This is a genomic window from Actinoplanes sp. TBRC 11911 (genome assembly GCF_012933445.1).
Lineage (GTDB): Bacteria > Actinomycetota > Actinomycetes > Mycobacteriales > Micromonosporaceae > Actinoplanes.
This window is the reverse complement of the sequence record NZ_JABBNC010000040.1, coordinates 59,683-82,474: the sequence shown is the minus strand read 5'-3', so window position 1 is coordinate 82,474 and position 22,792 is coordinate 59,683. Positions and strand designations below refer to the sequence as shown.

Below are 22,792 nucleotides of genomic sequence, written 5' to 3'. Positions count from 1 at the left end.
CGCCTCTGCTTAACGAGCGGCGCCCAATACTGGCACCAGTGCAACGCCCAACGACTCAGGATCATGCCGTGGGCTGCCGTCCGCAACGGCCAGCGGGGCCAGCACCAGGCTTGCCCCGAGTGCCTCCGCCGCCCGGTGCACCGGCTCGGGTTCGCCGACCCATTTCGCGTCGGCGAGCACCCGGTCGACCCGCAGGCCGGGAAGGTGCCAGTGCAGGGCGGCCAGGTGGTCGGCCACCGAGAGGCCGTGCGTCTCGTTGTCGGTGGCGAGATTCAAGGTCACCAGGCGCCGGGCCGGGCTTTTCATGATCGCTTCAGCCAGGCGCGGCACCAGCAGGTGCGGCAGTACGCTGGTGAACCAGCTCCCCGGTCCGAAGATCAGCCAATCCGCCTCGTTGATGGCCTGCACCGCCTGGGTGCAGATCGGCGGGTCGGCGGGCGCGATCCGCACCGCTTCGACGAGTCCGTTCGCCACCGCCACCGCGTGCTGCCCGGCGACCGTGACGACCTCGTCCGGCCGGGCCGGGTCGGCGCCGCGCACGTCCGCCTCGATACCGATCTTGTGCCGGGCCATCGGCAGCACCCGCCCACGCGCGCCGACCATCGCGGCCGCGTGATCGAGCGCCTCGACCGGGTCGCCGAGCATCTCCATCAGCCCGAGCAGCAGCAGGTTGCCGACCGCGTGCCCGACCAGCGGGTCGTGCGGGCCGGCGCCCATCGCGGCGAAGCGGTACTGCAGAAGGTCGGCGGTGCGCTGCATGGTCGGTTCGACGTCGGCCAGCGCGGCCAGCGCCTGCCGCAGATCACCGGGCGGCAGCAGCGCGTCGCGTTCCGCCCGGAGCCGTCCGCTGGAGCCGCCGTCGTCACCGACCGTGACGATCGCCGTGATCGACAGGTCCAGCTCGGCCGAGCAGTGGAGCAGGCCGCGCAGCGAGGCACTCAAGCCGTGCCCGCCCCCGAACGCGACCACTTTCATCGTCATTCGCGCCCCAGGTCGCGGTGGGTGGAGTGGGCGGACAGCCGCATGTCCCGCAGCTGGGCGGTCAGTTCCTCGGTGATGGCGACGCTGCGGTGCTTGCCGCCGGTGCAGCCGATCGCGACGGTCAGGTATCGCTTGCCCTCGCGCTCGAAGCCGGTCGCGGTGGCGGCGATCAGCCCCGCGTACGTGTTCACGAAGTCGCGCGCGCCCTCCTGCTCGAGCACGTAGTTGCTGACGTCGTCCTCGAGGCCGGTGTGATCACGCAGGTCGGGCACCCAGAACGGATTGGGCAGGAACCGGGCGTCCATCACGTAGTCGGCGTCCGGCGGCAGGCCGTACTTGAAGCCGAAGGACAGCACCGTGATCCGCAGCCGGCGCACGTCCTCGCCGCCGAAGAGCTCCTCGACCCGGCGCCGCAGCTGATTCACGTTCAGGTGGCTGGTGTCGATGATCACGTCGGCCTGCTCGCGGGCCTCGGCGAGCAGTTTGCGCTCGGCCGCGATGCCGTCGGCGAGGCGGCCGTCGCCCTGTAACGGGTGGGACCGGCGCACCGACTCGAACCGGCGGATCAGCACGTCGTCGTCGGCGTCCACGAACACGACCTGGGGGAAGAAGCCCCGCTCCTGCAGCGAGCGGACCGCGCCGGCCAAATCAGTGGAAAAGGCCCGACTGCGAACATCAAGGACCATTGCCGTACGCCTCGCCGCCCCGCCCGCCTTCACCGCCAGCTGGGCCATGTCCAGCATCAGCGCCTGCGGAAGGTTGTCGACCACGTAATAGCCCACGTTCTCCAGGGCGCGGGCCACCGTGCTGCGGCCGCCGCCGGAGAGCCCGGTCACCACCACGAGATCGGTGGTCTGTTCGTCCGGATCCACCGCGTCCGCGTCCGACACGAACTCGGGCATCGCCTCCGTCACCGTGCGCCTCCCGCGTCGCCTCGCCCGCACCCCTCGGGCGGACACAACATCCTAGGCCGAGCCCGCCCACCGGGTCCGGGCAGACGGCTGTCATCTACCCGATCCTGGTCAACGTGCCCCACATCCGTCAGTTCAACGGCCGACCTGGCCCCCGTGTTCCACCCTGGGCCCGCGTCAATCCCCCGTACAGGAGGGAATCGACGCCGCCCGCAGCGTCCGCGCTCCCCACACCCCCAGCCTCGGGTGTGACGACCCACGCCACCCCGACGGGCCAACCCCGCACGCAAGCAGCTCCGTGGTGAGCACGCCGGGGCTGCCGTCGTGGTGGGCGGCGCTTTCCGCCCGGCCGGCCGGAATCCCATGCCGGTTAGGCGGGTGCGGCGGGTGCGGCGGGTGCGGCGGGCGCGGCGGGCGCGGCGGGCGCGGCGGGCGCGGCGGGCGCGGCGGGTTGAGCTTAGGTTGCTGTGGCGGCAGGTGCGGCGGGTTGGGCTGGCTGCTGCGCCCGATTTATCGTTATAAGGCGCAGCCTGTCGTATATTTCGGGTAGCGCGAGGCTCGACTTGCCGCCGACGTATCGGTGTTGTCTCACCATTCGGTCACGAATGCCTACATCATGGATGATCATACAAATTGGACGATCGTGATGCCCACATTTATCCTCTTTGCCCACGCGGGTTGGCACCCTTTTTCGAGACCTTGGAGAGTTACGCCCACATACGAGCCATAACTCTCCAAGGTCTCACCATTTCGGCTGTGGGCACCTGAGCGGGCGGGGTGAAGCACGCACAAAGCCAGGAAGCGTACTTGATCTTGCCGAGTGGCCCCTCGCGCACCGCTAGCGGCCGCGGGCACCGTGACCACGCGCGTTGCAGGCAATCTGGCTGCCGCCGGGCCCCGACCACGACCACCTGCATGGCCGCCGAAGGTGCCCACGCCGGGAACGCAAGGCGCCGCAGACACCGTGATCAGGCGGCGGGAGACCACGGTCGCGCCGGCCTTCTCGAACGCGGCGATCGCACCGCATCGGGCAGCACCCTGGCGATCTCCACGGTGACCGCGCACAACCGGCTATCCCACCAGCCTCGCGGCATCCGCGGCGGACCGTCCCAGCAGGCGCGTTGACCCCCACCGCTCCACCCCCACACCGCAAGCGCAGCCTGCGGTGTGGGGAAGTGCCGCGGCCAGCTCGGCGTCGGTCTTGGCGGGGCGGAACCACGCCGCTGGCTGCGGTCTAACTCCCCACGCTGTCGTCGGCGGGCCTTTCGGCGGCCTCGGTGGCAGCCGGTGAGGTGGGCGGATTGAGGGCGGCCAGCAACGTCTCGGCGGTGCGGCGGCCGATGCCGGGCACCTCGATGATCTCCTCGGGGGTTGCCGCCGCCAGCTTCTTCAGCGAACCGAAGTGCCGCAGGAGCGCCTTGCGCCGGGTCTCCCCCAGGCCGGGGATGTTGTCAAGCGCAGACGCGGTCATCCGCTTGGAGCGCCGCTGCCGGTGGAAGGTGATCGCGAACCGGTGCGCCTCGTCCCGGACGCGCTGGAGCAGGTACAGCGCCTCGGACGTACGGGGGAAGATCACCGGGAAGTCCTCGCCGGGCAGCCAGACCTCCTCCAGGCGCTTGGCGAGCCCGCACAGCGCGACGTCGGTGATGCCGAGATCGGCGAGCACCGCGGCGACCGCGTTGACCTGCGGCTGCCCGCCGTCCACGACGACGAGCTGCGGCGGGTACGCGAAGCGGCGCGGCCGCCCGGTAAGCGGATCGATCCCCGGCAGGTCGGCGGTGGCGAGATCGGTCGGCGCACCGACCGGCGCGGTGAGATCGGCCGAGGCATGGCTCTCGCCCGACAAATCCGGAATTTCGGATTTGTGCGAGTCAGACCAGGAGCCAGCATCGGCGCGCGCCGACGTCCCGGCCGCGAGGTCAGCATGCAACACCGCGTCGGCGTCGTCGGCGGCGTGCAACAACGCGTCCGCCTCGTCGTCTGCCGTGTCCGACTCCGGAAGATCCCGCGGCCCCTCGGCGTCGGGGCGGGCGCGATACCGCGCGAACCGCCGCCGCATCACCTCGCTCATGGCGGCGAGATCGTCGGTCCCGCTGCCGTCCGGGTTCCCGCGAACCGCGAAGCGGCGATACTCACTCTTACGGGGCAGGCCGTCCTCAAAAACGACCATCGACGCCACCACGTCGGTGCCCTGGATCTGAGACACGTCGAAGCACTCGATGCGCAGCGGCGCCGACTCCATCCCCAGCTGCTCGGCGATCTCGTCGAGCGCCTTGCTGCGGGTCGTCAGGTCGCCGGCGCGGCGCAGCTTGTGCCGCTGCAGCGACTCGGTCGCGTTGCGGGCCACCGTCTCCATCAGCGAGCGCTTGTCGCCGCGCTGCGGCACCCGCAGGCTCACCCGGCTGCCGCGGTGGTCGGAGAGCCAGTCGGCCAGCGCGGGAGCGTCGTCGGGCAGCGCCGGCACCAGCAGCTCACGCGGGACGTCGCCCTCGCCTTCCGACCCGCCGTACATCTGGCTGCAGAAGTGATGCACCAGGTCGGCGGTGCTCAGGTCCTCGACCTTCTCCACCACCCAGCCGCGCTGGCCCCGGACCCGGCCGCCGCGCACGTGGAACACCTGGACCGCGGCCTCCAGCGGATCCTCCGCGAAGGCCACCACGTCGGCGTCGGTACCGTCGCCGAGCACCACGGTCTGCTTCTCCATCGCGCGGCGCAGTGCGGCGACGTCGTCGCGTAGCCGGGCCGCCCGCTCGAACTCCAGCTCGTCGGACGCCTGCATCATCTCGCGCTCGAGCCGCCGGACGAACGTGTCGGTGCGCCCGGCCATGAAGTCGCAGAAGTCGTCGACGATCGCGCGGTGCTCGTCCGCGGAGACCCGGCCCACGCAGGGCGCCGAGCACTTACCGATATATCCGAGCAGGCAGGGGCGGCCGATCTGGCCTGCGCGTTTGAACACCCCGGTCGAGCACGTACGGGCTGGGAAGACGCGCAGAAGCAGGTCGAGGGTCTCGCGGATGGCCCACGCGTGCGAATACGGTCCGAAATAGCGCACGCCCTTGCGCTTCGCACCGCGCATCACCTGCAGGCGCGGGTACTCCTCGTTCAGCGTGACGGCGAGGAACGGGTACGACTTGTCGTCGCGGTACTTGACGTTGAAGCGGGGGTCGAACTCCTTGATCCAGGAGAACTCGAGCTGGAGCGCCTCGACCTCGGTGCCGACGGTCACCCAGTCCACACTGGCCGCGGTGGTCACCATCTGCTGGGTGCGCGCGTGCAGCGACCACGTGTCGGCGAAGTAGGAATTCAGCCGGTTCCGCAGATTCTTGGCCTTGCCCACGTAGATGACACGGCCGGCGGGGTCGCGGAAACGGTAGACCCCCGGGGTATCGGGGATCGTGCCCGGAGCGGGGCGATAAGTGGACGGGTCTGGCACGGACTCAACAGTAGTGCGAGGGACTGACATGATTACCCGACCGGAGGTCCGGGTGCCGCCGCCACGGCCCCGGACCTCCGGCCCGGCACTCAAGCATCAGGCCGTGACGATGTTGTTCCCGTCCACCTTGACCTTGGTCTCGGGCAGCGGCCGGGTGGCCGGGCCCTTGGTGGGCTCGCCGGTTTCGATGGAGTACTGGCTACCGTGGCACGGGCAGCTGATCACGCCGCTGTCGATCTTGTTGACGTCGCAGCCCGCGTGCGTACAGACCTTGCTGAACGCCTTGAACGTGCCCGCCGTGGGCTGGGTGATCACGTAGTCGCCGGCGATGATGCCGCCGCCGGACGGCACGTCCGACTTCGCCGCGAGGGTTTTCGCGGCGCCGCCCGCGGGCGCCCCACCGGTGCCGGTGCCGCCGGCGTCCGCGGCGCCGCTCCCGGCCGGCGCCGGGTTGTTGGTGAAGTCGGAACCGGTGCTGTTGGTCGTGCTGGGGCTCGTAGCGCAGGCCGCGAGGATGGTCGTGGCGCCGACCGCACCGGCGCCCAGCAGAACGAGCCGCCGGCTCGAACCGGGGTTGGCCGGCTCCTCGTCGCGAAGCTCGCCGGCGGTCGTCTGTACGTCTGTCATCGGTTGCCCTCCAGTGCCTGAACCGCGTGAGTTGTTACGCGGCGTCGCCTCAAGATACGGGTACGCGGCCGACACAGTTCAGGTCGGCCGCGAAAAATACCTCGCCCGAACAAGCGAGAACTCCCTGCTTCGGGTACGTACACCGGCCGACGTGTCCTGGTTCACAAACACGACGACACCCCACCGACAGTAATCATGCCGGGGGGTGTCGTCGCTATGAGTTACCTGTGAGTTAGGCGGATGCCTTCGCCCGCGACCGGGCCGCCCGCGGCTTGGCGGGCGCCTTGGCAGCCGTCCCGCCGGTGCCGTTGGCCTTCGCCGCCCGCGCCACCGCGTCGGCCGACCCGGTCGCCTTGCCGGTCAGCCCGAGCATGTGCCGCAGGAACTGACCGGTCGCGCTGTCCGGCACCTCGGCGACCTCCTCGGGGGTGCCGGTGGCCAGCACCAGACCGCCCTTGTGACCGCCCTCCGGACCCATGTCGATCAGCCAGTCGGCGTTCTTGATGACGTCCAGGTTGTGCTCGATCGTGATCACCGTGTTGCCCTTGTCGACCAGGCCGTTGAGCACCAGCAGCAGCTTGCGGATGTCCTCGAAGTGCAGGCCGGTGGTCGGCTCGTCGAGCACGTACACCGTCCGGCCGGTGGAGCGCTTCTGCAGCTCGGAGGCCAGCTTCACGCGCTGGGCCTCGCCGCCGGACAGCGTCGGAGCCGGCTGGCCGAGGCGCACGTAACCCAGGCCGACGTCGACCAGGGTGCGCAGGTGCCGGTGGATCGCCGGGATCGCGGAGAAGAACTCGGCGGCCTCCTCGATCGGCATCTCCAGCACCTCGGAGATCGTCTTGCCCTTGTAGTGCACCTCGAGGGTCTCCCTGTTGTACCGCGCGCCCTTGCATACCTCGCACGGCACGTAGACGTCCGGCAGGAAGTTCATCTCGATCTTGATGGTGCCGTCGCCCGCGCAGTTCTCGCAGCGCCCGCCCTTGACGTTGAACGAGAACCGGCCCGGGCCGTACCCCCGCACCTTCGCCTCGGTGGTCTCCGCGAACAGCTTGCGGATGTTGTCGAAGACGCCCGTGTACGTCGCCGGGTTGGACCGCGGGGTGCGCCCGATCGGTGACTGGTCGACACCGACGACCTTGTCCACGTTCTCCAGGCCGGTGATGCGGGTGTGCCGGCCGGGCACCATCCGCGCCCCGTTGATCTGGTTCGCCAGCACCGTGTAGAGAATGTCGTTGACCAGCGTCGACTTGCCCGAGCCGCTCACCCCGGTCACCGCGACGAACTGGCCCAGCGGGAACGCGACCGACAGGTTCCGCAGGTTGTGCTCGCGGGCGCCCTGCACGACGAGCTCCCGGCCCGGTGTCTGCGGGCGGCGGGTGCGCGGCGTCGGGATCTTCTTCCGGCCGGCCAGGTAGGCCCCGGTCGGCGACTTCGAGTTCTTCAGCAGGCCCGCCACCGAGCCGCTGTGCACGATGTGGCCGCCGTGCTCGCCCGCGCCCGGCCCGATGTCGACGATCCAGTCCGCGGCGCGGATCGTGTCCTCGTCGTGCTCGACCACGATCAGCGTGTTACCCAGGTTCTTCAGCCGGATCAGCGTCTCGATGAGCCGGTGGTTGTCGCGCTGGTGCAGGCCGATGGACGGCTCGTCCAGCACGTACAGCACGCCGACCAGGCCGGACCCGATCTGGGTGGCCAGCCGGATGCGCTGCGCCTCGCCGCCGGAGAGCGTGCCCGCGCCGCGGTCGAGCGACAGGTAGTCGAGGCCGACGTCGACCAGGAAGCGCAGCCGGGCGTTGATCTCCTTGAGGACCCGCTCGGCGATCAGCTTCTGCCGGTCGTCCAGCTCGATGCTCGCGAGCAGGTCGGCGCACTCGCCCACGGACAGGTTGGTGACCTCGGCGATGCTCTTGCCGGCGATGGTCACCGCGAGCACCTCGGGCTTGAGCCGCGCGCCGCCGCACACCGGGCACGGCACGTCCCGCATGTAGCCCTCGTACTTGTCGCGGGACCAGTCGCTTTCGGTGTCGTTGTGCCGGCGCTCGATCCACTGGACCGCGCCCTCGAACCCGGTGTAATACGAGCGCTCCCGCCCGTACTTGTTCCTATACCGCACGTGGACCTGGTCCTCCGAGCCGTACAGGATGGTCTTCTGCGCCCGGGCCGGCAGCTGCCGCCAGGGCGTGTCGACGCTGAACTTCTCGGCCTCGCCGAGCGCCTCGAGCAGACGCAGGAAATACTCCTGGGTCTGGCCGCCGGACCACGGCTGGATCGCGCCCTCACGCAGCGTGCGCTCCTCGTCCGGCACGATCAGCTCGGGATCGACCTCCTTCTTGGTCCCGAGGCCGGTGCACTCGGGGCAGGCGCCGTACGGCGCGTTGAAGGAGAACACCCGGGGCTCGAGATCCTCGATCGCCAGCGGGTGATCGTTCGGACAGGCCAGGTGCTCGGAGAAGCGGCGCTCGCGGCCCGGGTCGTCCTCCGGCAGGTCGACGAAGTCGAGCAGGACGATGCCGCCGGCCAGGCCGAGCGCCGACTCGACCGAGTCGGTCAGGCGCTGCTTGCTGCTCGCCTTCACGCTGAGCCGGTCGACCACCACCTCGATGGTGTGCTTCTCCTGCTTCTTCAGCTTCGGCGGCTCGGTCAGCGGGTGCACCACGCCGTCGACCCGGGCCCGTGCGTAGCCCTTGGCCTGCAGCTCGTTGAACAGGTCGACGTACTCCCCCTTGCGGCCGCGCACCACCGGGGCGAGGACCATGAAACGGGTGCCGTCCGGCATCGCGAGCACGCGGTCGACGATCTGCTGCGGCGTCTGCTTGCTGATCCGCTCGCCGCAGACCGGGCAGTGCGGGATGCCGGTGCGGGCGAAGAGAAGTCGCAGGTAGTCGTACACCTCGGTGATCGTGCCGACCGTCGAGCGCGGGTTGCGCGAGGTCGACTTCTGGTCGATCGACACCGCCGGGGACAGCCCCTCGATGAAGTCGACGTCGGGCTTGTCCATCTGCCCGAGGAACTGCCTCGCGTACGACGAGAGGGACTCCACATATCGCCGCTGCCCCTCGGCGAAGATCGTGTCGAACGCGAGGCTGGACTTGCCGGACCCGGACAGCCCGGTGAACACGATCATCGCGTCGCGGGGCAGGTCGAGGTTGACGTCACGGAGGTTGTGCTCGCGTGCGCCTCGGATTTTCAAACGGTCGGCCACCAGCCAGCCTCTCCGTACATATGTCTGAATAAAGCCGCGGCAACTCTAGCCCTGGGGTACGACAAGTTTTCGCCGTCTTGGTGCAGCGCCCGGCAGATGGCGCGCATTCCCGCAGATCACCGGGCCCCGAATCACTCTTTCGGACCAACCGGAAGGTAACGCATGTCCCACGTCTGCACGCCACCCACAAACGTGGGTTTACCCAGCGCCTGGGTCAGCGTGGCCAGCAGATCCGACCCGTTCCGGCTGTCCGGGACCAGGACCACCACGCCCGCCCGCCAGAACTTCAGGTCGGCCTGGATCTGCGCCTTGTCGGCGGCGGTGAGCGTCGGCACATAACCGTACTCGCGAACGCTCCAGAGCAGGTTGGACGTGAACCGGGCGGGTGCGTTCCACGATCCGGTCCGGTTCGACGGCGGGTTCGCCGGGCCCATGAAATACCCGCGCGGCACGGTGAACTCCAGGTGCGTCAGCGCCACCCAGCGCATCGCGGTGCGACCGGTGGTGACCTCGGGCAACGGCACCGGCACCACCGTCCGGTCGCCGGCCACGTACGGCCGCCAGTCGCCCGACGTGAGGAACGCCGGCAGCGGGTCGGCCCCGACCACCGGCAACGGCTTCGGGAGCAGCGGCACCAGCGCGAGCACCAGCCCGACCTGGAACAACCGGCGTTTGCGCCGCGGCGCCACCAGCATCCGGTCGGTGGCCACCGCGAGCAGCACCCCGCAGATCGTGGCCACCACCATCGCGAACCTGGTGACGCTCACCAGCTCGATGATCGGCAGGTGGCTGAGCAGGCCGAACGGCAGCGGGATCGGGCTTTCCCAGTTCGCGATCTTCAGGTGCGGGCCCATCGACACGATCAGCAGCAGCACCGCGGCGATCGCGGCCGCCCGGGCCGCCACATAGCGCCACAGCACCACCACGGACACCACGATCATCACCAGCCCGATCGGGCCGAAGAACGTGTTGTCCTCGGTCTGGCTCACGCTCAGATGCCGGGCCACCGCCGCGTTCCCGGCCAGCGACTGACGGGCGAAGGCGCCGATGGAGAGCAGGTCGGTGGCGTACTCGTCGGGGGTGAACGGCTGGCCCTGGTAGTTGCCCGGGCCGGCGAACTGCCACCACAGCGGATAGATCAGCAGCACCAGCGCGGTCACCGCGGCCACGCCCACCCCGGTCAGGAACGGACGCGCCGCACGCATCGCGCGGCGCGGGCTCATGCAGGCGTACGCCAGCACGAACACACCGAGCGCAAGCGCGGTGAACAGCAGGACCTCCTCGTTGATGAAGACCTGCAGCACGATGAGCAGTCCGAGGATGATCCCGCCGCGCCAATGCCGGCCGGGCTCGCGCAGCCGCAGCAGCTGCCACACGATGAACGGGATCACGAACTGGCTGACGAAGTTGACGTGCCCGTTCGCGTGCGAGATCAGGGCCGGCGCGAAACCGCACCACAGGCCGCCGATCCAGGCCGCCACCCGGCTGGTCACCAGATGCCGGGAGAGCACCCAATACCAGGCCGTGGCGGTGCCGGCCAGACCCAGCGTGAGCAGCAGCACCACCGAGACGCCGGCGCCGAAGAAGTGCGTGATCGGCGCCACCGGGATCGCCAGCGCGAGCACCGACGTGTTGGCCATCATGTTCACGCCGTCCGGCACGTTGAGCCGGCCGGAGAAGAACGGGTTGTCGCCGTGGAACAGCACGCGCTCGCCGTGCGCCATCACGAACAGGAAGAAGCCGTGGTCGTCGTCGTTGGCGGACAACACCCGGCCGTTCGGGTCGCGCCAGAGCTGGATCATCACGACGACGGCGAGCACCGCGTAGCTCAGCGGTGCCAGCAGATCGCTGCGGCGGCGCCGGCCGGCGACCGGCGGCGAGGTCGCCGGGGCAGCCGGGTTCGCGACAACCTCGTCAACCGTGCTCACCGCTGCATTGTTACAGAGCGGCGGTCATGGCTGCCTCCTGCGGTGACCGGCCAGACCCGCGAGACGGGCACTGCGGCGGGCGCTTTCCACCTCGACCTCGTGGCGCAGTTTGCGCCAGGAGGACAGCCGGCGTTCGGTGAGCGAACCGTCGGCGCGGGCGGCGATCACCGCGCATCCCGGTTCGTCCTCGTGCCGGCAGTCGGCGAAGCGGCAGTTCGCCGCCAGCGCCGCGATGTCGGCGAACGCGCGGTCCAGCCCCTGCGCGGTGTCGAGCAGACCGACACCCCGAATGCCCGGTGTGTCCACAATCGCCCCGCCTGACGGCAAAATCACGAGATTCCGGTACGCCGTGGTGTGCCGCCCCTTCCCGTCCGCGTCCCGAATCTCCTGCACGGGCATGACCGGCGTTCCGGCGAGCACGTTGACCAGCGTCGACTTGCCCGCCCCGGAGCGGCCGAGCAGGGCCAGTGTGTGGCCTGCCGAGGCGTACGGGAGAAGGCGGTTGACGTTGATGTTCTGCGCCGCGCTGACCGGGATGACGGGCACGCCCGGCGCGAGGTCGGCGAGTTGCCGGGCCACCGCCTCGGGATCGGCCGAAGTGTCGCATTTGGTCAGTACGAGCAGCGGGTCGGCGCCGGATTCCCAGGCGAGCGAGAGGAGGCGCTCGATGCGGGCGGCGTCGGGTTCGGGATGGATCGGCTCGACCACCGCGACCGTGTCCATGTTGGCCGCGAGGACCTGGCCGGTGGAGTCCTTGTCGGCCGTCCGTCTGATCAGCCGGGTGCGCCGGGGCAGCACCGCCTCGATGGTGACCCGCCGGTCGGGCCATCGGCGCAGCACCACCCAGTCGCCGGCGCAGGGCAGCAGAGCGGGGTCGCGGGCACAGTCGAGCAGGACGCTCCCGCCCAGGCTGGCCCTGGTGACGCCGGCCGAGCCGAGCACCGTGCAGACGCCGCGGTCGGCGCGCAGGACACGCCCGGGGAAGGCGTCGGAACGGTCGAAGGGACGGTACGCGGATACGAAAGTCTCGTCCCAGCCCAGCTGGGACAGGTCGTGCGACATGAGAACCCGTTTCGGGACGGGAGGACGCCTGGCCGTGACGGTCAGGCGGCAGCCTCCGGATGAAGGGACGCGAAAACGATGAACAGCACGATCCCCACCTCCTCCGCGGGCTCGATCGGCGCGTCTGCACAGACGGTACGGTCACGGCTACCCCAGCGAAAGCGATTTCCAATCGATAGGGTTTCCCCGTGACGATGGACCCGCTCGTGCTCCTCACCGACGTGGACCGGGCAACCGAGGAACTGCTGCGTACGGCGGCGGACCTCGATCCGGCCGCGGTGTCCGCGCCCTCGCTGCTCCCCGGCTGGACGATCGGGCACGTGCTGACGCACCTGGCGCGCAGTGCCGACGCGTACACAAGCATGTTGACCTGGGCCCGCACCGGCATGGACACCGAGGCCGAGCCGGCCGATCTGGCCGCGGGCGCCAAGCGGCCGCTGCGTGAGCAGGTCGAAGATCTGCGGCTGGCGCACGAGCGGTTCGCCGACGCGGGCGCCGCGATGACCGCCGCGGCGTGGACGCTGCGGCTGCCGTCGACCGGGCGCTCGGCCGGGATCATCCCGTGGGAACGGCTGCGCGAGGTCGAGGTCCATCACGTCGACCTCGGCGACCGGTACACCCCGTCCGACTGGTCGGAAGCCTTCGCGTTGCGGCTGTTACGCGAGATCGCCACCGGTGCCGGCGACGACTGGCCGCCCATGGAGTTACGCCCGTTCGGCATCGATCACCCGGTGCGAATCGGCGCTACCGAGAATCCGCCGGTGATCGGCGGCCCCACCAAATCGCTCGCCGCCTGGCTGGCCGGACGCGCCGACGGCGCCGACCTGACCGTCTCGCCGGACGGGGAGCTCCCGACACCCGCGAGGTGGAAGTAACCATGGCCTACACCGGAGACGTCACCCGAGGCGGTTCGCCGGACGTCCGCGAACTCGGCGACCTGACCATCACGAAGGTCTCGGTCGGCCCGATGGACAACAACGCGTACCTGCTGCGCAGCGGCGGCGAGCTGCTGCTGATCGACGCGGCCGACGACGCCGCGACCCTGCTCGACCTGATCGGCGACGACCGGCTGAACACGGTGGTGACCACGCACCGGCACGCCGACCATTGGCAGGCGCTGGCCGAGGTGGTGGACAAGACCGGCGCGGAATCGATGGCGCACATCGACGACGCGGCAGAGATCCCGGTGGTGAACCGCGACCTGCGCGACGGCGAGACGATCACCGTCGGTAACGCGTCACTCGACGTGATCCACCTCGTCGGGCACACGCCCGGGTCGATCGCCCTGCACTACCAGGGCCACCTTTTCACCGGCGACAGCCTGTTCCCGGGCGGGGTGGGAAACACGCGCGGCAACGCCAAGAACTTCGAGTCGCTGATCAACGACGTCGAGCACAAGCTCTTCGACCGCCTGGGCGACGACACGTGGTTCTACCCGGGCCACGGCAAGGACTCGACGCTCGGTGCCGAGCGCCCGGCGATTCCGGAGTGGCGAGCCCGCGGCTGGTGACCGAACGTCGAGCGCCGGCCGGGCCGGTGTACACGGTCGTCACCCGCGTCCGGTGGCGGCCGGCGCCTGGCTGATCCGCGTGGCCGGCTCGGGGCGGCCGATCAGGGCGGCCAGCCCGGCGGTGCCCAGCACGAAGACAAGCGCGATGGCGGCGACTTTTTCACTGCTTCCCGTGTACGCCTCGAGCCCCGTCCCGGACCCGAGGAAGGCGAAGAAGACCGACCCGAGGATCGCGACGCCGGCGGCGCTGGCGAAGTTCTGTGCCGTGGTCAGCACCCCGGCAGCCGAGCCGGCCTCGGCGGGCGCCACATTGGACAGTATTGAGCCGATCAACGCGAGCACGGCCAGCCCCTCCCCCAGGCCGAGAATCGCGTTGATCGGCAGCAACAGGGCCACCGTGATGTGGCCACCCTCGACGTGCAGCTCGACGATCATCACGAGCAGGCCGGCCGCGATCACCAGGCTGCCCAGGGTGACGGCCCGGCCACCCAGCCGGGTCACCAGCCGGCGCCCGAGCATCGAGGTGGCCGCGAACACCACCGCCAGCGGCAGGAACGCCAGGCCCGCCGCCTGCGCGGACAGGCCCAGCCCGCCCTGCAGCAGCAGCGTCATGACCAGCGAGAAGCCGCCGAAGAACACCATGAAAGTGGCGTTGGCCGGCAGCCCGTACGCGAACGCGCGGCTGCGGAACAATCGCAGGTCGAGCACCGGCTCGGCGGAACGGCGTTCCCACCACATCGTGGCCGCGAACACCGGTACCGCCAGTGCCATCGTGATGAAGATCCACAGTGCCCAGTGCTGTTCCCGGCCGAGGATCAGCGGAACCAGGACGAGCCCGAGCGAACCGGTGATCCCGAGCGAGCCGAGCACGTCGAACCTGTGGTGGCGGCCGGTGCGCAGGTGGTGCGGGAGGAGGCGTACGGAGGCAAGGATCGTGATGATGGTGACCGGCACGTTGATCAGGAAGATCACCCGCCAGTCGAGCCCGAACACGCCCGCCTGGATGAGCACGCCGCCGAGCGCCTGCCCGGCGATCGCCCCGATAGCCAGCGTCACGCCGAACCAGGACATCGCCTTCGGCCGTTCGTGAGCCGGGAACATCGCGGTGATCAGGGCGAGGATCTGCGGCACCAGGATCGCCCCGGCCAGGCCCTGGAGCAGGCGCGCGGCGACCAGTTGCCCCGAGGTCTGCGCGACGCCGCACAGCAGCGAGGTGGCACCGAACGTGGTGATGCCCAGCAGAAACATCCGCCGGTAGCCGATCTGGTCGCCGAGACGCCCGCCGATGATCATGCCGGCCGCGTACGTGAACGCGTACCCCCCGACGACCATCTCCAGGGCGGCCTGCCCGCTGTGCAGGTCGCGCTGCAACGATGGTGCGGCAACGTTCACGACGTTGAAGTCGAACCGGGTCATGAACAAGCCGGCCAGTACCGCGGGCAGCATCGCCCATCGGCGCGGATACGTCTGATCACTGGTCACCCGGCCGACGCTAGGCGCGGCGCACGGCGGCCACCTGGCCAAGCGATGGCTAGGGCCGCTGTCACATCGGGTGGGCCATCGCCGCGCGCCACGCGTGTTCGTGGTCGGATCCCGGGTCCGGGGTGAGCACCATCAGCACCTGGTTCGCGTCGCGCACGAGCAGCGTCGCCACCCCGAACTCAACGGTTCCGGCCTGCGGATGCCGCAGCCGTTTGCGCCGGCGGTCGCCCAGCGACACCCGCTGGTCGTCCCAGACGCGGCGGAACAGGTCGCTGGTCGCCGACATGTCGTCGACCAGGCGCCGGATGGTGCCGACCGGTCCGGTGCGGCCGGCGTTCAACCGCAGGATGCCGATCATGTCGGCGGTGATGACGGACCAGTCGTCGCCGTGCAGCCGGCGCGCGGCGGGCTCGGTCAGCATCCAGCGGATCAGGTTCCGCTCGGACGCGGGCATCTCCCCGAAATCGGCGTAGAGCAACCGGAAAGCCCGATTTGTGCCGAGCACGTCCAGGCCACGGTTCAGCAGAACGGCCGGCGCCGGGTCCAGCGCCGCCATCAGGTGACGGGTCTCCGGGCGTACGGGGGAAGGGGTTGGCGGTGGTGACGAGGCGGGCTCGGCGAGGCGGCGCAGGTATGCGTGGTCCGCGGCGGGCAGGCGCAGCGCGCGGGCGATCGCGTCGAGCACGCTGGGTGACGCGGTGGTGTGCCGGCCCTGTTCCAGGCGGGTGTAGTAGTCGACGCTCATGCCGGCCAGCTCGGCGAGCTCCTCGCGGCGCAGGCCACGGACCTGGCGGCGGCGGGCGCTGACGACGCCGGCGACCGCGGGGTCCAGCAGGGCTCGCCGCGATCGCAGGAAGTCACCGAGCGCCGCGTTCGGGCGGACAGCATCAGTCATTCCGGCAAAGCTAGCTCGGGCCTCTCGCGCGCCGTGAGCCGCGAAACATTTCTGGCTGTTGCCGGGATGGGCCGACCATTCTTGCGGAATGGCGTTGCCCATCTACCTGAGCCTGGGGAGTTACCTGCGCGCGTGCCGTGCCGCGGTGCGCCCGAGCGACCTGGCCCTGTTCGATGACGGCCGGCGGCGCCGGGTGCCCGGTTTGCGCCGCGAGGAACTGGCCGCTGCCGCGAACGTCAGCATCGACTACCTCACCGAGATCGAGCAGGGCCGGCGGCGGCACGTGTCGCGCCCGGTTCTCGCGGCTCTCGCGCAGGCGCTTCGCCTCTCCGGTGACCAGCGAGAATACCTTTTCGCGATCGCTCACCCCGAGTCGGCGCCGACCGGCACCGCCGAGTCGCCGGCCGATGTTCCGGCACACGTGGGAGCGCTCCTCAACGGGCTCAGCAGTGTGCCCGCGGTGGTCCTCAACCATCGGTGGGATGTGATGTCGTGGAACGGCTGCGCGGCGGCACTTCTCGCCGACTTCGACGCCATTCCGGCCGGCCATCGCAATCTCGTCCGGATGGTGTTTCTGAGCCGCGAATACCGGCAACTGTTCGGCACGAACTGGGAGACGTGGGCGCGCGAGGCGGTGTCCACGATCCGGTGGGAGGCGGCACACCATCCCGACGACTGCGCCCTGGACGCTCTGATCCGCGAGATGCACGACCGCAGCGAGGATTTCTCGGCGTGGTGGCGGGAGCAGACGGTGAGCGCCGCCAAGCCGCGCCGGAAAGTCTTCCACCACCCGGCGGCCGGGTCGATCGCCATGGATGTGCAGCCGTTCGCCGTGCTCGGTCGGCCGGAGCTGTCGCTGCGGACATACACGGCGGCCCCCGACCCGGCCTCGCAGCGGGCCCTGCGGTCGCTGACGAGGGTGGTGCCGGCGGCACCAGGCTGACCCGTCCCGCGCCGATTAGCTTCCAGGCCATGCACGAGTGGGACTACATCATTGTCGGTGCCGGGTCGGCGGGCTCGGTGCTCGCCGCCCGGCTGACCGAGCACTCCGACGTCAGCGTTCTGCTGATCGAGGCGGGCGGACGTGATCTGCCGCCGGCGGTGGCGGTGCCCGCCGCGTGGCCGACGCTGTCCGGCAGCGCGGCGGACTGGGCCGACGTGACGACGACGCAGGTGACGAGCGGCGTGTCCGAGCCCATGCCGCACGGCCGGGGCCTGGGCGGCTCCAGCGCGATCAACGCGATGGTCTTCACCCGGGGGCACCGCACCAGCTACGACGCGTGGCAGCTGCCCGGGTGGACGTTCGCCGACATGCTCCCCTATTTCCGGCGCAGCGAGACCACCGCCGGCCGCGACCCGCGCCTGCGGGGCACCGACGGCCCGTTGACGGTGGGACCGGCGGCACGGCCGCATCCGCTGTTCGCGGACGGCCTCACGGCGGCGCTGGAGGCCGGCCACCCGTTCGCCGACGACCCGTCCAGCGGGGTGCGGGAGGGGTTCGGCTGGACGGACCTGACTGTCGCGCTGGGACACCGGCAGACCGTCGCGGACGCCTACCTGCGGCCGGTGCTGGGCCGGCCCAACCTCACCGTCGAAACCAACGCCACGGTGTACGCCCTGACCATCGACAATGGGCGGTGCACCGGGGTGGCCTTCGTCCGCGACGGCCGGCCGCACACCGTCACCGCCGGGACCGAGGTGATCCTCGCCGCCGGTGCGATCGGGACGCCGCATCTGCTGCACCTGTCCGGCATCGGCCCGGCTGCCGAGCTCGAACAAGCCGGAATCACCCCGCTGGTGGACGCCCCCGGGGTGGGCCAGAATCTGCAGGACCACCCGGTGAGCGGCGTCCTCTACCGGGCCGCCCGGAGCGTGCCGCCGGGCGACGGCAACCACGCCGAAATCACCGGACTGGTGCAAAGCCCGGCGGCGACCCGGCCCGACCTGCAGCTGCTGTTCGTCGACCTGCCGCTGCGCGGTGCCGGCCTGCCCGGCCCCGACGCGGGAGAGGGCTACGCGTTGCAGGTCGCGCTGATGGCGCCGCACAGCCGCGGCACCGTGCGCACCGTCTCGGCGGACCCGCTGACCCGGCCGGTCATCGACCCGCGCTACAACACCGACGGGCGCGACGTGGCGGCGCTGGTGGCGGGCTTGGAGATCGCTCGCGACATCGGTGAGTCGGCGGCACTACGACCGTGGCGGGGCCGGGAGGTCCTGCCCGGCCCGGACGGGGACCTGCGGGCGTCGGCGTTGCGCAACATCCGCAGCTACCACCACTACGCGGGCACCTGCCGCATCGGCGACGTGCTCGACCTCGAGTTGCGCGTGCGGGGCGTCGACGCGTTGCGGGTCATCGACGCCTCGGTCCTGCCGGCGATCGTGTCGGGCAATACGAATGCCCCGGTGGTGGGCATCGCCGAACGCGCCGCCGACCTGATCACCGGTTCCCGGAAGGAGGTCGTCGGCGGGCCGTCAGTTGGTCGCTGACCAGGCTCACCCGCGGCCACGGCGGCTGGGCGTAATAGTCCTGCTTGAGCTCGCGCAGCATCTCGACCCCGTCACGGCTCCACTCGAACCGGGGCCACTTCAGCAACCGCCGGAACACGACGCTCGCCTTCTGCGGGTCCCGTTCGGCCAGGCGGCGCAGCACCATCGGCTCGACGGTGTCGTCGTGCAGGTAGACGCGCGTCTGCTCGCGCCACCGTCGCCGGCGCAGCAGACCGGGGTCCGTGAACGCCTGCTCGACGAGACCGAACTCGGCATAAAAACCGAGCCCGTCGGTCTCGTCGTAGATCAAACCCACCGTCTCGGACTCCAGGATGTCCAGCGGGATCGCCGGGGCGCCCGGACCGTCGGGCTCCGGCCGGCCGAGAATCTCCGCCCGGCAGAACGCGACGAAGTCGTCCATTCTGTCCTGGACGTTCTCGCCCGCGATGACCACCACATCGTCGCCGAAGAAGCGGATGAACCGGTCGCGTTCGGTGCGCTGCTGCTCCCACGCGAGGGCGAGCTTCGCCGGATTCCGGAATGCCGCCTCCGGCATCCGCACGGCCAGGTCCATCGCCAGCTCGTACGCGAAGTCCCGCTCGGCGGCCGGAAGAACGCTGAGCGGCCCGGACAGCATCCACTCATCACCGACCGCGACGAGCCGGGCGATGATGAACCACCCGCGCGGCGTACGCCGGAAGATGCCCGGCCCCATGTTGGAGCGCACCCGATAGGTCAGCTCGTCCACCAGACTCCGCACCAGCAGCGCCGGCCCGTCGCGCCGGAGCACCTGGAACGGGCCCTGCACCACGTCCCGCCAGCCGAGCACCATCTCCCGTTCCGGCTCGGTCAGCTGCGGGTTCGCGGCGACGAACTGTTCCACCACCGTGCGGCCGTTGGCCAGCGTGTGCTCCAGGACGAAGCAGTCCCACAGCAGGATGAGCTCGTGCTCGCCGAGCTCCTCCAGCTGATGGCCGCACGCCTCCAGAAACGCGGACGCGGCGCGCTCGTAACGTGGCTGCTGGGAGAACTCCACGAGCTCGCCCTTGAGATCCCCGGCACGCTGCAGGAACGCGGCACCCACCATCGACTGCTCCCGTTTCACGACCCGATCGGACCGCGCCACCCTATCGACAGCATCGGATCCCATCACTCGGATGGATGACGGCGCTCGGGGTTCACGGGCTCGGCGAAGCGGGTGCGGAAGGTGGCCTCCTCCATCGCGGAGTCACCGCCGCCGACCACGATGATCTGCTGGTTACGGCATCACAAGCGGGTAGAGGTTTGCCCGGACGGTCCGGAACCGATAATGATCAGATCGCGTACGGGATTCACGGCTTGCCCGCCGGGATCAGGTCGGCCAGCAGCGCCTCGATGCGGGTTTTGATCTCGTCGCGGATCGGGCGGACGGCGTCGACTCCCTTGCCCGCCGGGTCGGCGAGTTCCCAGTCCTCGTAGCGCTTGCCGGGGAAGACAGGGCAGGCGTCGCCGCACCCCATCGTGATGATGACGTCGGAGTCCTGCGCCGTCTCGTACGCCAGCAGCTTGGGGGTCTGGTCGGTGATGTCGATACCGACCTCGCTCATCGCCTCGACGGCGGCGGGGTTGATCGTCTCGGCCGGGGCCGAGCCCGCGGAACGGACCTCGACGCTGTCACCGGCGAGGTGGCGCAGCCAGCCTGCGGCCATCTGAGAGCGGCCGGCGTTGTGCACGCAGACGAATAGGACGCTGGGCTTATCACTCACGAGATCTCCTCAGAAACAGATTGTTGGTTGTTACCCCGGAGTCAAGCCGCGTTCGGGGTGAGCAGAGCCGCGAGTTGCCCCATCAACCCCGGGCGGGCGCGGTAATACACCCAGCTGGCGCGACGTTCCGCGTCGACCAGTCCGGCCTCGCGCAGCGTCTTGAGGTGATGCGAGATCGTCGAGCCGGTCACGTCGAAGGCCGGGGTGAGGTCGCACACGCAGATCTCCCCGCCGGGCGCCGCCGCGATCATCGACATGAGCTGCAACCGGACCGGGTCACCGAGGGCCTTGAAGGCGGGAGCGAGCACGCCGGCGGTGGCCGCGTCGACCGACTGCTGCGCCATCGGCGGGCAGCACGGCGTCTCATCCGCGAGGTCAAGCAACGTCAGCGAAGCCGGTTTCGACATGCGTCGAGCTTGACACATATCGAAACCGCGAGCAAAGTACGGTTTCGAGAGTCATCGAAACCACAGAGGGGATCGTGCTGGTGGAGGCCGTCGGCAACGCCCGCCATTACCGCATCAACACCACCTGCATCGACTGCTTCCCCTCGGCCGCCGACGTCGTCATGGGCCGCCCGGCGCCCACCGCTCCCGGCGGCTGCGCATGACGATCCGGCCGATGATCACCGCCGACGCGGACCAGGTGCTGGCGATCTACCAAGCCGGCATGGACGGCGGGAACGCCAGCTTCGAACACACCGCCCCCACCTGGACCGCCTTCGACACAGGCAAGCTCCCCGCGCACCGATTCGTCGCCACCGACGAGCAGGACCACGTGCTCGGCTGGGTCGCGATCTCCGCCGTCTCCGGCCGCGCGGTCTACGCCGGCGTGGTCGAGCACTCCGTCTACGTCGACCCGGCCGCGCGACGCCTCGGCGTGGGCCGGGCGCTGCTCGACACGCTGATCGCCTCGACCGAGGCGGCCGGGATCTGGACCATCCAATCCGGGATCTTCCCGGAGAACACCGCCAGCCTCGCCCTGCACCACGCCACCGGGTTCCGCACCGTCGGCATCCGCGAACGCGTCGGCCGCCACGCCAGCCAGGGCAATCGATGGCGTGACGTCGTCTTCATCGAACGCCGCAGCCCTCACGTCACCTGAACTCCCAGACAGGAGCTCCTGTATGACCGCCCATATCGACCAGTTGCCTGTTGTCGTCATCGGTGCCGGGCCGGTCGGCCTCGCCGCGGCCGCCCATCTCGCCGATCGCCGGATCTCGTTCACCGTTCTCGAGTCCGGAGCGTCGCCGGCCGCGGCCATCCGCGAATGGGGACACGTCCGGCTCTTCTCCCCCTGGCGGTACGACATCGACAGCGCCGCGGCCAAACTGCTCGCCGACGCCGGCTGGATCCGCCCGGACGACGACATCCTGCCCACCGGCCGCCGGCTCGCCGAGGACTACCTGCAGCCTCTCGCCGACCTGCCAACCCTCAAACCCCACATCCGGTACGCCGTACGCGTGAACGCCGTGACCCGGCTCGGCATGGACCGGCTCCGCACCGCCGGGCGCGCGAACGCCCCGTTCCTAATCCGGCTGCACAGCGGCGAGGACGTCCTTGCCCGCGCGGTGATCGACGCCTCCGGCACCTGGCAAACCCCGAACGTGCTCGGCGCTTCCGGGATCCCGGCACACGGCGAGGCGGCCGTCAAGGCGTACGTGGAAAGCTCTCTCCCGGACGTCTTGGGACGCGACCGTGACCGGTTCGCCGGCCGTCACACCCTGGTCGTCGGCGCCGGCCACTCGGCCGCCACCACCCTGCTCGCCCTCGCCGAACTCGCCGGCCAAGAAAAGGGCACAACCGTGACATGGGCAATCCGGGCCACGTCCCCGGCGCGCACGTACGGCGGGGAAAGCGCCGACGCACTACCCGCCCGAGGGGCACTGGGCAGCCGGCTGCGCGGACACGTCGAGTCCGGCACAATCGCCCTGCTCACCGGCTTCAGCGTTCGGCAGTTGACGAACGGCCCAGACGGTGTGGTGGTCTCCGACGGCACCCGCAGCGTCGTCGCCGACCGGATCGTGTCGGCCACCGGCTACCGCCCCGACCACGGCATCGTCTCCGAACTGCGCCTCGACCTCGACCCGATCCTCGGCGCCACCCGCGCCCTGGCCCCACTGATCGACCCGAACCAGCACTCCTGCGGCACCGTGCCACCGCACGGCGTCGACGAGCTCACCCAGCCCGAACCCGGCTACTACGCCATCGGCGCGAAGTCCTACGGGCGGGCGCCGACGTTCCTGATGGCCACCGGGTACGAGCAGGCCCGATCGGTGGTCGCCGCGCTCGCCGGGGACTGGCAGGCCGCTCGCGATGTTCAGCTGGACCTACCGGAGACGGGGGTGTGCAGCAGCAACGTGCCCCTGGATGCCGATCGCATCGACAGCGGCGCCGCGGGCTGCTGCGGGCCTGTGGTTGCCGTGCCCGCTGCTCGCGGCCTCGCGACCGGTATCGAAGGCGGCCTGCTGCGCGCACCGCTGACCGTCATTGACGTCTCCGCGCAGTCGGGCGGCTGCTGCAACTGACG

18 protein-coding genes and 1 pseudogene are annotated in these 22,792 nt (G+C 70.2%); 7 read left to right on the top strand and 12 right to left on the bottom strand.

Annotation, left to right across the window (positions count from 1 at the left end; all coding sequences use genetic code 11):
- Positions 1 to 9 precede the first annotated feature (9 nt).
- The 7 genes from yvcK to rsgA all read right to left on the bottom strand — a co-directional run bounded on the left by yvcK (position 10) and on the right by rsgA (position 12,144).
- Complete coding sequence (yvcK, locus tag HH310_RS36855) at positions 10 to 981, bottom strand: uridine diphosphate-N-acetylglucosamine-binding protein YvcK (RefSeq protein WP_169180367.1); 972 nt, start codon at positions 979 to 981, stop codon at positions 10 to 12.
- Positions 978 to 1,883, bottom strand: coding sequence for an RNase adapter RapZ (gene rapZ, locus HH310_RS36850; protein ID WP_169180387.1), 906 nt, complete (start codon positions 1,881 to 1,883; stop codon positions 978 to 980). The genes yvcK and rapZ overlap by 4 nt, the downstream gene beginning before the upstream one ends.
- Before the next feature lie 1,243 nt (positions 1,884 to 3,126).
- Positions 3,127 to 5,325: an excinuclease ABC subunit UvrC gene (gene uvrC, locus HH310_RS36840; RefSeq protein WP_169180366.1), complete on the bottom strand. Its 2,199-nt coding sequence runs from the start codon at positions 5,323 to 5,325 to the stop codon at positions 3,127 to 3,129.
- Between the two features lie 96 nt (positions 5,326 to 5,421).
- Positions 5,422 to 5,952: a Rieske (2Fe-2S) protein gene (locus HH310_RS36835; RefSeq protein ID WP_169180365.1), complete on the bottom strand. Its 531-nt coding sequence runs from the start codon at positions 5,950 to 5,952 to the stop codon at positions 5,422 to 5,424.
- 232 nt (positions 5,953 to 6,184) lie between these two features.
- The gene (uvrA, locus tag HH310_RS36830; protein ID WP_169180364.1) at positions 6,185 to 9,154 is read right to left on the bottom strand and encodes an excinuclease ABC subunit UvrA; all 2,970 of its coding nucleotides are present in this window, start codon (positions 9,152 to 9,154) and stop codon (positions 6,185 to 6,187) included.
- Positions 9,155 to 9,285: 131 nt separating this feature from the next.
- Positions 9,286 to 11,082 carry a hypothetical protein gene (locus HH310_RS36825; protein WP_169180363.1) on the bottom strand — a complete coding sequence of 599 codons (1,797 nt, stop codon included), beginning with the start codon at positions 11,080 to 11,082 and terminating at the stop codon, positions 9,286 to 9,288.
- A 24-nt stretch (positions 11,083 to 11,106) separates the two neighbouring features.
- On the bottom strand, positions 11,107 to 12,144 hold the full coding sequence (rsgA, locus tag HH310_RS36820; protein WP_169180362.1) for a ribosome small subunit-dependent GTPase A: 1,038 nt from the start codon (positions 12,142 to 12,144) through the stop codon (positions 11,107 to 11,109).
- A 188-nt stretch (positions 12,145 to 12,332) separates the two neighbouring features.
- Here rsgA and HH310_RS36815 point away from each other — a divergent pair, with 188 nt between their 5' ends.
- Together HH310_RS36815 and HH310_RS36810 are read left to right on the top strand one after the other, a co-directional pair.
- On the top strand, positions 12,333 to 13,019 hold the full coding sequence (locus HH310_RS36815; protein ID WP_169180361.1) for a maleylpyruvate isomerase N-terminal domain-containing protein: 687 nt from the start codon (positions 12,333 to 12,335) through the stop codon (positions 13,017 to 13,019).
- A 2-nt stretch (positions 13,020 to 13,021) separates the two neighbouring features.
- Complete coding sequence (locus tag HH310_RS36810) at positions 13,022 to 13,654, top strand: MBL fold metallo-hydrolase (RefSeq protein ID WP_169180360.1); 633 nt, start codon at positions 13,022 to 13,024, stop codon at positions 13,652 to 13,654.
- Between the two features lie 39 nt (positions 13,655 to 13,693).
- On the opposite strand, the gene HH310_RS36805 is transcribed toward HH310_RS36810, so the two are convergent.
- Positions 13,694 to 15,136, bottom strand: coding sequence for an MFS transporter (locus HH310_RS36805; RefSeq protein WP_169180359.1), 1,443 nt, complete (start codon positions 15,134 to 15,136; stop codon positions 13,694 to 13,696).
- Positions 15,137 to 15,197: 61 nt separating this feature from the next.
- Positions 15,198 to 16,031 carry a helix-turn-helix transcriptional regulator gene (locus HH310_RS36800; RefSeq protein ID WP_169180358.1) on the bottom strand — a complete coding sequence of 278 codons (834 nt, stop codon included), beginning with the start codon at positions 16,029 to 16,031 and terminating at the stop codon, positions 15,198 to 15,200.
- 88 nt (positions 16,032 to 16,119) lie between these two features.
- Here HH310_RS36800 and HH310_RS36795 point away from each other — a divergent pair, with 88 nt between their 5' ends.
- Positions 16,120 to 16,974, top strand: a complete 855-nt coding sequence (locus HH310_RS36795; RefSeq protein ID WP_169180357.1) for a helix-turn-helix domain-containing protein — start codon at positions 16,120 to 16,122, stop codon at positions 16,972 to 16,974.
- 29 nt (positions 16,975 to 17,003) lie between these two features.
- A complete protein-coding gene (locus HH310_RS36790; protein WP_169180356.1) occupies positions 17,004 to 18,518 on the top strand; it encodes a GMC family oxidoreductase in 1,515 nt (504 codons plus the stop codon).
- Here the strand turns inward: HH310_RS36790 and HH310_RS36785 are convergent.
- The 3 genes from HH310_RS36785 to HH310_RS36775 all read right to left on the bottom strand — a co-directional run bounded on the left by HH310_RS36785 (position 18,469) and on the right by HH310_RS36775 (position 20,670).
- Positions 18,469 to 19,623 carry a hypothetical protein gene (locus HH310_RS36785; RefSeq protein WP_169180355.1) on the bottom strand — a complete coding sequence of 385 codons (1,155 nt, stop codon included), beginning with the start codon at positions 19,621 to 19,623 and terminating at the stop codon, positions 18,469 to 18,471. The genes HH310_RS36790 and HH310_RS36785 overlap by 50 nt on opposite strands.
- A 226-nt stretch (positions 19,624 to 19,849) precedes the next feature.
- A complete protein-coding gene (locus HH310_RS36780) occupies positions 19,850 to 20,263 on the bottom strand; it encodes an arsenate reductase ArsC (RefSeq protein ID WP_169180354.1) in 414 nt (137 codons plus the stop codon).
- Between the two features lie 41 nt (positions 20,264 to 20,304).
- A complete protein-coding gene (locus tag HH310_RS36775; RefSeq protein ID WP_169180353.1) occupies positions 20,305 to 20,670 on the bottom strand; it encodes a metalloregulator ArsR/SmtB family transcription factor in 366 nt (121 codons plus the stop codon).
- A gap of 32 nt (positions 20,671 to 20,702) precedes the next feature.
- Between HH310_RS36775 and HH310_RS44470 the strand changes: the two are divergent.
- From HH310_RS44470 to HH310_RS36760, 3 genes and pseudogenes are all read left to right on the top strand, one after another.
- Positions 20,703 to 20,873 (top strand): annotated as a pseudogene (locus tag HH310_RS44470) (transcriptional regulator); the annotation flags it as partial.
- An 11-nt stretch (positions 20,874 to 20,884) separates the two neighbouring features.
- Positions 20,885 to 21,367 carry a GNAT family N-acetyltransferase gene (locus HH310_RS36765; protein ID WP_211193078.1) on the top strand — a complete coding sequence of 161 codons (483 nt, stop codon included), beginning with the start codon at positions 20,885 to 20,887 and terminating at the stop codon, positions 21,365 to 21,367.
- A gap of 22 nt (positions 21,368 to 21,389) precedes the next feature.
- Positions 21,390 to 22,790, top strand: coding sequence for an NAD(P)-binding domain-containing protein (locus HH310_RS36760; protein WP_169180351.1), 1,401 nt, complete (start codon positions 21,390 to 21,392; stop codon positions 22,788 to 22,790).
- Positions 22,791 to 22,792: the final 2 nt, after the last annotated feature.